This is a genomic window from Bacillus sp. LK2 (genome assembly GCF_001043575.1).
Lineage (GTDB): Bacteria > Bacillota > Bacilli > Bacillales > Bacillaceae_G > Bacillus_A > Bacillus_A paramycoides.
The window spans coordinates 20,985-29,653 of sequence record NZ_LDUK01000084.1; the positions used below are offsets into that span (position 1 = coordinate 20,985).

Annotated in this window: 7 protein-coding genes and 1 riboswitch; of the genes, 6 read left to right on the plus strand and 1 reads right to left on the minus strand. The window is 32.4% G+C overall.

Annotated elements, in window-relative coordinates; all coding sequences use genetic code 11:
• The first annotated feature begins 66 nt into the window (after positions 1–66).
• From VK90_RS26935 to VK90_RS26945, 3 genes are all read left to right on the plus strand, one after another.
• Positions 67–2,193 carry a peptidoglycan D,D-transpeptidase FtsI family protein gene (locus VK90_RS26935; protein ID WP_048376624.1) on the plus strand — a complete coding sequence of 709 codons (2,127 nt, stop codon included), beginning with the start codon at positions 67–69 and terminating at the stop codon, positions 2,191–2,193.
• Positions 2,194–2,269: 76 nt separating this feature from the next.
• On the plus strand, positions 2,270–2,791 hold the full coding sequence (lepB, locus tag VK90_RS26940; protein ID WP_048376626.1) for a signal peptidase I: 522 nt from the start codon (positions 2,270–2,272) through the stop codon (positions 2,789–2,791).
• Between the two features lie 275 nt (positions 2,792–3,066).
• Complete coding sequence (locus tag VK90_RS26945; protein ID WP_048376628.1) at positions 3,067–4,254, plus strand: macrolide family glycosyltransferase; 1,188 nt, start codon at positions 3,067–3,069, stop codon at positions 4,252–4,254.
• 194 nt (positions 4,255–4,448) lie between these two features.
• On the opposite strand, the gene VK90_RS26950 is transcribed toward VK90_RS26945, so the two are convergent.
• A complete protein-coding gene (locus tag VK90_RS26950; RefSeq protein ID WP_156185502.1) occupies positions 4,449–5,132 on the minus strand; it encodes an aspartate/glutamate racemase family protein in 684 nt (227 codons plus the stop codon).
• 150 nt (positions 5,133–5,282) lie between these two features.
• Positions 5,283–5,399: riboswitch (SAM riboswitch) on the plus strand.
• Positions 5,400–5,539: 140 nt separating this feature from the next.
• On the opposite strand from VK90_RS26950, the gene VK90_RS26955 reads away from it, so the two are divergent.
• From VK90_RS26955 to VK90_RS26965, 3 genes are read left to right on the plus strand one after another with little or no spacing between them, the layout of a single operon-like run.
• Entirely contained in the window at positions 5,540–6,088 is a 549-nt protein-coding gene (locus tag VK90_RS26955; protein WP_048376631.1) for an ECF-type riboflavin transporter substrate-binding protein, read from the plus strand.
• A gap of 10 nt (positions 6,089–6,098) precedes the next feature.
• Entirely contained in the window at positions 6,099–7,799 is a 1,701-nt protein-coding gene (locus VK90_RS26960) for an ABC transporter ATP-binding protein (RefSeq protein ID WP_048376632.1), read from the plus strand.
• On the plus strand, positions 7,792–8,592 hold the full coding sequence (locus tag VK90_RS26965) for an energy-coupling factor transporter transmembrane component T family protein (RefSeq protein WP_048376633.1): 801 nt from the start codon (positions 7,792–7,794) through the stop codon (positions 8,590–8,592). Before VK90_RS26960 ends, VK90_RS26965 begins: the two co-directional genes overlap by 8 nt.
• Positions 8,593–8,669 lie beyond the last annotated feature (77 nt).

Below are 8,669 nucleotides of genomic sequence, written 5' to 3' on the forward strand. Positions count from 1 at the left end.
ATTACTTACAATGATGGGAACTTACTTTATTGTTAGAAGTAATGTAAGGAGGAGGATTATGACAAGGTGAAAAAGAAAAAACAGAAAAGCGGTAGGGTACTTCCAATACGATTAAACATTTTATTCTTTTGTGTGTTTTTATTGTTTTCTGCTATTATAATTCAGCTAGGTAAAGTGCAAATTTTCGAAGGAGAAACATATAAAAATGAAGTACAAAAGAGAGAAAATGCAACCGTTAGTCTTACAGTGCCACGCGGCAAAATTTATGATCGTGAAGGTAAACCCGTTGTTGATAATAGGTCTTTACGTACGATTACATACACAAAGTTAAAAGGTGTAAAATCAGAAGATATGTTAAAAACTGCAAGACAACTTGCAGAAATAATTGAAATGCCACAAGAAGATATAGATAAGTTAACTGAGACAGATAAGAAAGATTTTTGGATGCAATTAAATCCAAAGCTTGCTGAAAACTTAGTATCTAAAAAAGAAATAGATAAGTTTAGAAAAAAAGATAGTACCGGAAAAGAACTAGATAAAAAAATAGAAGAGTTAAAGAGAAAGCGCATTACAGATAAAAACCTTCAAGAATTAACAGCTAAAGATTTAGAAGTGTTAGCTATTAAAAGTAAAATGACTTCAGGATTTCAAATGGCACCTCAAATTATAAAAAAAGATGTTAGTGAAAAGGAGTACACTGTAATAAGTGAAAATCTTGCAAATCTTCCTGGTGTAGATGCATCAGTTGATTGGGAGCGATTTTATGTTAATGATGGATTATTCCGTTCAGTACTTGGAAATGTTTCAAATGCTGATGAAGGATTACCACGTGAACGATTAGATTATTATTTAGTACGTGACTATAGCCGAAATGACCGAGTTGGAAAAAGTTACATCGAACAACAATATGAAGATGTACTTCATGGTACGAAAACAGAAGTAAGAAGTATCGCAGATAAACAAGGTAATACAATTAGAACAGAAACAGTTTCCGAAGGGAAAAGCGGCAAGAATTTAACTTTAACAATAGATATGGAATTACAGAAAAAAGTAGAAGAGAGCATAGAAAAAATATTAAAGGCCTATAAAGGTTCAGAATCGATGTTAGACCGTGCTTTCGTTGTTATGATGAATCCGAAAAACGGTCAAGTATTATCGATGGCTGGGAAAAAGTTAGTAGAAAAAGACGGCAAAATAGAAGTAGAAGATTATGCTTTAGGTACGATGACAAGTTCATATGAGCTTGGATCAACTGTTAAAGGTGCGACAATATTAACTGGTTTTGAAACGAAAGCTATAACACCAGGTACTTACTTTTATGATGCACCTATGAAGTTTAAAGGAACTAAGGAGAAAAAGTCTTGGAAAGATTTCGGAAATATTGATGATCTAAGAGCTTTACAAGTTTCTTCTAATGTTTATATGTTTAATACTGCATTAAAAATTGCAGGTGTAGATTATGTAAGGAATAGTTCACTAGATATTAAACAAGAATCCTTTGATAAAATGAGATATTATTTCAGACAATTTGGTTTAGGTGTTCCAACGGGCATTGATTTACCAAATGAAACAGCTGGACAAATAGGGCGAAAAGATAATCAGCCTGGTTTCTTATTAGACTTTTCCATTGGTCAGTATGATACGTATACACCGCTTCAACTTGCCCAGTACATTTCGACTATCGCAAATGGCGGCTATCGTATGAAACCACAAATTGTTCAAGAGATTAGAGAACAAACTGTGCAGAAAGATGAAATTGGTAAAGTCGTACATTCACAAGAACCAATTGTTTTAAATAAAGTGGATATGAAAGAAGAGTATATTAATCAAGTAAAAGAGGGATTTAGAAGAGTGTTCCAAGAGGGGGATGGTACTGGGGTAAGTAAATTCCAAAAAGCACCATATAAACCAGCTGGTAAAACAGGGACAGCACAGACAGTATATGGAGGAGATAGTGACATTGGTAGAAATGATAAAGGTGAGCGTATAAAATGTTATAACTTAACACTAGCAGGATATGCACCATATGATAATCCAGAAGTAGCGTTTTCAGTTGTTGTTCCATGGATTATAGATGATAAGTCTGGTATTAATTCTGCAATTGGTAAAGATATTTTAGATGCCTATTTCGATTTGAAAAACCAACGATTAAGTGAGGGAACTGCAAAAGTAGATGATTTAAAAGAAAATTAGAAAATATAAACCGTCTCTATCATTTATATGAACTAGAGACGGTTTCACATAGGGCTAGATTGGAAATGAGGTATTTATGAATAGATTCGTTTGTAAAGGATGGGGAAAAATATGTAGCTATATTTTAATTATTGTAGCAGTTATTTTAATTAATAAATCTTTTTTATTTTGTATGGTAGAAGGAATTTCGATGCAGCCAACATTAAATGAAAAAGATCGTATACTAGTTAATAAAGCTAGTTTTTCCTTTCATCATGGAGATGTGGTGATAATTAAAAAGGAAGATGATCCAACATACTATGTTAAACGAATTATCGGATTAGCCGGAGATGAGGTAAAGCTAAAAAACGATGTCGTTTATATAAATAATAATAAGCAAAATGAGTCATATATACAGTTAGATATATCACAGACATCAAAACGTTTTTCAAACTTCTCAGAAATAAAAGTTCAAGCGCATAAATTCTTTGTATTAGGAGATAATCGTAATCATAGTAAAGATAGTAGAAATACACTAGGTCTTATTGATGAATCAAATGTGATTGGTAAAGTAGAAATGGTGTATTTTCCGTTTGATCAAATGAAAAGAATAAAATAATTTCGTAAAAAAGAATGCTATTAAATATTCACCTTTTACAAAAAATTACATATATTGATAGCATAGGACAAGCCAAAAGGCTTGCACCCTATCTCACTGAACACTCCTTATCATGGCTTGGCATCTACTTATGTGGATGCTTTTTTTATATTTTTGACTGACAATTATTTATCAATATAAGGTGGTAAGAATATTAGGTCTTTTAGGGGGAGTTTACCTGTAAAAATAACTGTACTCTTAATAAATGAAAATGAAATATAAGGAGTGAGAAATCAGTGCTGAATATTTTAATGGTCAATTTTCCGGCAGAGGGACATGTGAATCCTACTTTAAGTATAGTAAAATCCTTTACTGAACGGGGCGATAGCGTACATTATATTACTACGGAAAATTTTAAGGAAAGGCTTGAATCAATGGGAGCTATTGTGCATTCTCATCCAGATTTATTAAAAGAAATCTCTATCGATATGGTTACTTCATCTGGATTAAACGCTTTCTTTAATGTTCATGTTCAAACTTCTTTATATATATTAGAAATTACAAAAAAGTTATCTAAAAGTATACATTTTGACTTCGTATTTTATGATATATTTGGTGCTGGAGAATTAGTAAAGGAATATTTACAAGTTCCAGGAGTAGTTTCCTCTCCTATATTTTTAATTCCGACAGATTTTTTAAAGACCTTACCTTTTCATCCAGATACCACAGTCCCTTTTCATCCTGATAAATTAGCTGAAAAGTTACTATATGAAATGGAGAATAAATTTGGAGTTTCCCCAAAAAGTAATCTTCAATTTATGAATAATAAAGGGGAAATATGTATCGTGTATACAAGTCGTTATTTTCAACCTAATAGTCATTCGTTCGGAGAAAATAATATTTTTATTGGACCGAGTTTTCCAAAGCGGAAAACAAACGGGGAGTTTCCACTTGGAATGCTAAAAGATAAAAAGGTTATTTATATTTCAATGGGGACCCTCCTCGAGGGGATCGAACCATTTTTTAATACTTGTATTGATGCTTTCTCAGATTTTAAAGGAGTAGTTGTAATGGCAATAGGTGATAGAAATGATATTTCAAAAATTAAACAAGCACCAGACCATTTTATAATAGCTCCATACGTACCTCAATCTGAAGTATTAAATGAAGCAGATGTTTTTATTACACACGGGGGAATGAATAGCGTACATGATGCAATTCATTACAATGTTCCATTTGTAATAATACCGCATGATAAAGATCAGCCTATGATAGCCCAAAGACTAACTGAGCTTGAAGCAGCGTATAGATTATTAAAAGATAATGTTAATGTAGAGTCTTTAAAAGAAGCGGTAACCGAAGTTCTTTTAAATGAAAAGTATAAACATGGTATTCGAAAACTTAATGATAGTTTTTTAGATTGTGGTGGCTCAAAAAAAGCGATTGCAGTCATTGATTCACTTCTAAATAAAGTGAATCTTTAATCAGTGGGGGGTGTTTCATCCCCGCTGATTATCAGCCCTCACAAGTCGGGCTTTTACGAGCAGCCCGACTCCCACCTAACGTCTTTGCTTCAGCCGAATTTTAATGCGGGAGTCTTACTGGCCCCCAAATAGTAGGATAAATAGTTTTAAGATGATAAAAGCATAGAGGCTCACACCTTTATGCTTTTCAATTGTTATCCAGCAAATTGTACAGCAGTATTCGCGTGTAAATAAGCAGTGTCAAAAACAGGAACAGATAGATCGTTTTGAGAAATGAGCAAAGGAATTTCTGTACAGCCAAGCAGTATTCCTTCAGCACCGTTTTTAATTAATGTATTTGCGATTTGTAATAGCTTTTCTTTTGATGCATGTGAAATGATACCTCTACTTAATTCGCTTAATATGACATGATGAATAAAGGTTCTATCTTCTTCATTTGGGATAATTGTCTCAATGTTGTAATTTGCTAATCGAGATTTATAGAAATCTTGTTCCATCGTTTGTTTCGTTCCTAAAAGTCCGATACGCTTTATATTATGCTCTACCATTTTCTTAGCACTTACGTCTCCTATATGAAGGAGTGGTATTGATATTGCCTGTTCTACTTCTTCGGCAAATAGATGTACTGTATTAGAACATATTAGTAAACATTCAGCTCCAGAGTTTTCTACTTTTTTTGCTACTGTGACTAATTCATTTTTCACTTCCTCATATTGATGGTTTTGTAATAATGTAGTTACTTCACCAAAGTCCATGCTATATAAAACAAGCTTCGCATTTTGATCATATTTAGAGAGAGTAAGTGTATTAATATGTTTATAGTACAACGATGTTGATTCCCAACTTAGTCCACCAATTAGGCCAATTACTTTCATCATGTATTCCTCCCGTAACAATTTTGAATTTATTATTCCATAATTCCCATGAGAATACAATGATTTGAATGGACTATTTATTTAAAAGTTAAAATAGTAAGAAAAGTATTGAAATTGTTGGTTGTTAGTGCCATAATACAGATTACAAATACATACTTATCCAGAGAGGTAGAGGGAACGGCCCTATGAAGCCTCAGCAACCCCTATGTAATTACATAGGAAGGTGCTAATTCCGCAGAGGACATTTATTTGTCTTTTGAAAGATAAGAGGATTCTTGTACGTGAAAGAAAATGACCTCTTAATTTAAGGGGTCATTTTTTGTTGTATAGAAAGGAAGTGTCGATGCATAATTCATTTTCAAAACAAATATAGAATATTAAAAGCTGAATAATACGAGAGGGGAATTGTAATGAATAAATTAACGACAAAACTAGTAGTAGCAATCGGAATTGGAGCAGCTTTATACGGTGTATTAGGACTTTGGGGATTTTCTATCGCACCCAATACATTTATTAAACCAGCATTAGCTATATTAACAGTTTTTGGCGCATTATTTGGCCCAGTAGCAGGACTATTAATAGGACTCATCGGTCATACAGTTACAGATATAATCGCTGGATGGGGTATTTGGTGGGGATGGGTGATTAGTTCAGGCATTATCGGATTTTCAATGGGGCTCATACAAAAAAGAGCTGGTTTCAGTGTGAAAAATGGAAAGTATAATAACCGTGATATTTCTTATTTTACAATTGCGGGGTTAGTAGGAATTGTAATTGCCATTATATTTGCAGGAGCATTCGATGTTATTGTGATGGGAGAACCGTTTGATAAAATCGTTATACAAGTGCTAGGAGCAACCATTGCAGACGTTATCGTATTTTTAGTTCTTGGCTTACCAATCACAATTGGCTTAGCTAAAGCGAATAAAAAACATACACATTTAAAAATTGAAAAGTAGGGATGTATACATGCAACCAATTATTTCTTTTGAGCAATTTACCTTTCAATATGGGCATGCCACGCAGCCTACTTTAAAAGATATTACATTTCAAATATATCCTGGGGAAAAAGTGCTAATAGCTGGACGGAGTGGTTCAGGGAAGTCAACATTAGCTCATTGTATAAATGGGCTAATCCCTTTTTCTTACGAAGGGATAAGTACTGGTAACATTTTAATAGTTGGAAAGGATCCGAGAGAAGGAAGTATTTTTGAACAGAGTAAACGTGTAGGAACAATATTACAAGATCAAGATTCGCAATTTATTGGCCTTACTGTAGAAGAAGATGTAGCATTTTTATTAGAAAATGAATGTGTAAACCAAAAAGAAATGAAAAGAATTGTGACTGATTCTTTAAAAAAGGTAAATATGCAGAACTTTCATGCACAAAGTCCACATGAATTGTCAGGAGGTCAAAAACAGTCAGTTTCTCTTGCAGGGCTGTTAACGGTAAATGCAGATATATTATTATTTGATGAACCGTTAGCTAACTTAGATCCTGTAAGTAGTTTGAATACTATAAAACTTATTAAAGATATACATGAGAAATATAATAAAACAATTGTAATTATTGAACATCGAATAGAAGAAATTTTAAAGCTTGATTTAGATAAAATTATTTTAATCGATGAAGGAGAAGTTGTTGCGATTGGTTCACCGGATAAAATTTTAGCGTCTAATATATTACCAAATATCGGGCTAAGAGAGCCTATTTATATAGAAGCTCTAAAGAAATTAAATTTTGGTAATAATAATGACATGTTATTTCCAATTGAAAATCTTTGTAATGAAAGAGTTAATAGCGTAATAAAGAATTGGATGCAGAAACAAGTATCATTTGAAAACACACATAAAAAAAGAGAAATATGTCAAATTGAAAATTTATCATTTTCGTATAATAACAAACATACAGCATTAGAAGATATCAACCTTTCAATAGGAGAAGGTGAAATAGTAGCGTTACTGGGTCATAACGGAGCAGGTAAATCGACATTAGCTCATAGTCTAATAGGAATAAATAAAACAAAAAATGGGAGAATTACATTCGCTGAAGAAAACATAAACACGTGGTCTATCCGTAAACGTGGGGAAGTTATTTCATATGTTATGCAAAACCCCAATCATATGATTACACAAAGTACTGTTTTAGAAGAAGTATCATTCACATTAAAATTAAAAAAGGTTTCTAAAGAAGAAATTAATAGTAGAGTGGAAGATGTTTTGAAGATTTGTGGATTATACCCATTTCGTAATTGGCCAATTCAGGCATTAAGCTACGGGCAAAAAAAGAGACTAACTATTGCTTCTGTACTTTCAACAAACCCAAAACTAATTATATTAGATGAGCCGACAGCTGGACAAGATTATTATCATTACAAACAGTTTATGTCGTTTATAAGAAAACTGGCTGAAAAAGGCATATCTTTTATTTTTATCACACACGATATGAATCTTGCTTTAGAATACGCAAATCGAGCGGTAGTTCTGCATAAAGGGAAAATCATTGCGGACAATGCTGTATCCGCTGTATTAGGAGATCAAGAAACGTTACAAAGAGCCAATTTACGGGAGATTTCATTAATAAAGCTTGCTAAATTAAGCGGAATTTCATCTCCAGAAATGTTTGTGAAACTTTATATAGAGGTTAATAGGAGGGAGGAGTATGCATAATACGTATTTTCATCGTATGGATGGTGCAATTAAGTTATCTTTATTTATATTTTGTATGACTCTTACTTTTTTATTTTTTGATTTTCGTATATTGCTAATTTTATTTTTTATTGGATGTGTCGGCCTCTTAATTGCTAAAGTTCATTTTCGTAAAATTATAGTTGTTTTCAGCGTTATATTTACATTTAGTTTATTAAACTCTGTTATGATTCTTTTTATTACGCCAACACATGGATCAGAATTAACAGGAACATACACATCTTTTTTTAATATAGGTTATGCAACAATTACATACGAAACATTATTTTTTGCCGCTACACTTTCATTAAAATATTTTACGTTATTACCATTTACACTTCTTTTTATTTATACAACTCATCCAAGTGAATTTGTCAGTAGCTTAAATAAATTTGCTATTCATTATAAAATTACATATGCAATAAATATTGCACTGCGTTATATACCAAACATTCAATCTGAATATGTAATCATTAAACATGCACAGGAAGCAAGAGGTGTACCTTTTGAAAAAGGAGAAGCGAGCTTGTGGATTCGTATGAAAAACCGTGTTTTAATTTTTTGGCCACTTATTATTCATTCTTTAGAAAGAATCGATACAGTTTCAAATGCAATGGATTTAAGAGGATTTGGAAAGAAAAACAAACGTACGTGGTACTATGCAAAGGACGCACAAAAAGAGGATTACATCACACTTTTTGTTGGTATTATTATTTTGATTATTGCAGTTTACTTAAAACTAAATGTATTCCAAAGCTTCTGGTACCCATTTTAAAGCACTCTCAATAGAGTGCTTTTACTAATTTTATGAGGACATGCTCAAAAATGGGATATACACATACTGTATAATAC

What these genes read in the sequence shown, in the direction of transcription:
- lepB (WP_048376626.1), top strand. Translation starts at nt 2,270, where the DNA reads ATGAATAGATTCGTTTGTAAAGGATGGGGAAAAATATGTAGCTATATT.
- VK90_RS26950 (WP_156185502.1), bottom strand. Translation starts at nt 5,132, where the DNA reads ATGATGAAAGTAATTGGCCTAATTGGTGGACTAAGTTGGGAATCAACA.
- VK90_RS26955 (WP_048376631.1), top strand. Translation starts at nt 5,540, where the DNA reads ATGAATAAATTAACGACAAAACTAGTAGTAGCAATCGGAATTGGAGCA.
- VK90_RS26960 (WP_048376632.1), top strand. Translation starts at nt 6,099, where the DNA reads ATGCAACCAATTATTTCTTTTGAGCAATTTACCTTTCAATATGGGCAT.
- VK90_RS26965 (WP_048376633.1), top strand. Translation starts at nt 7,792, where the DNA reads ATGCATAATACGTATTTTCATCGTATGGATGGTGCAATTAAGTTATCT.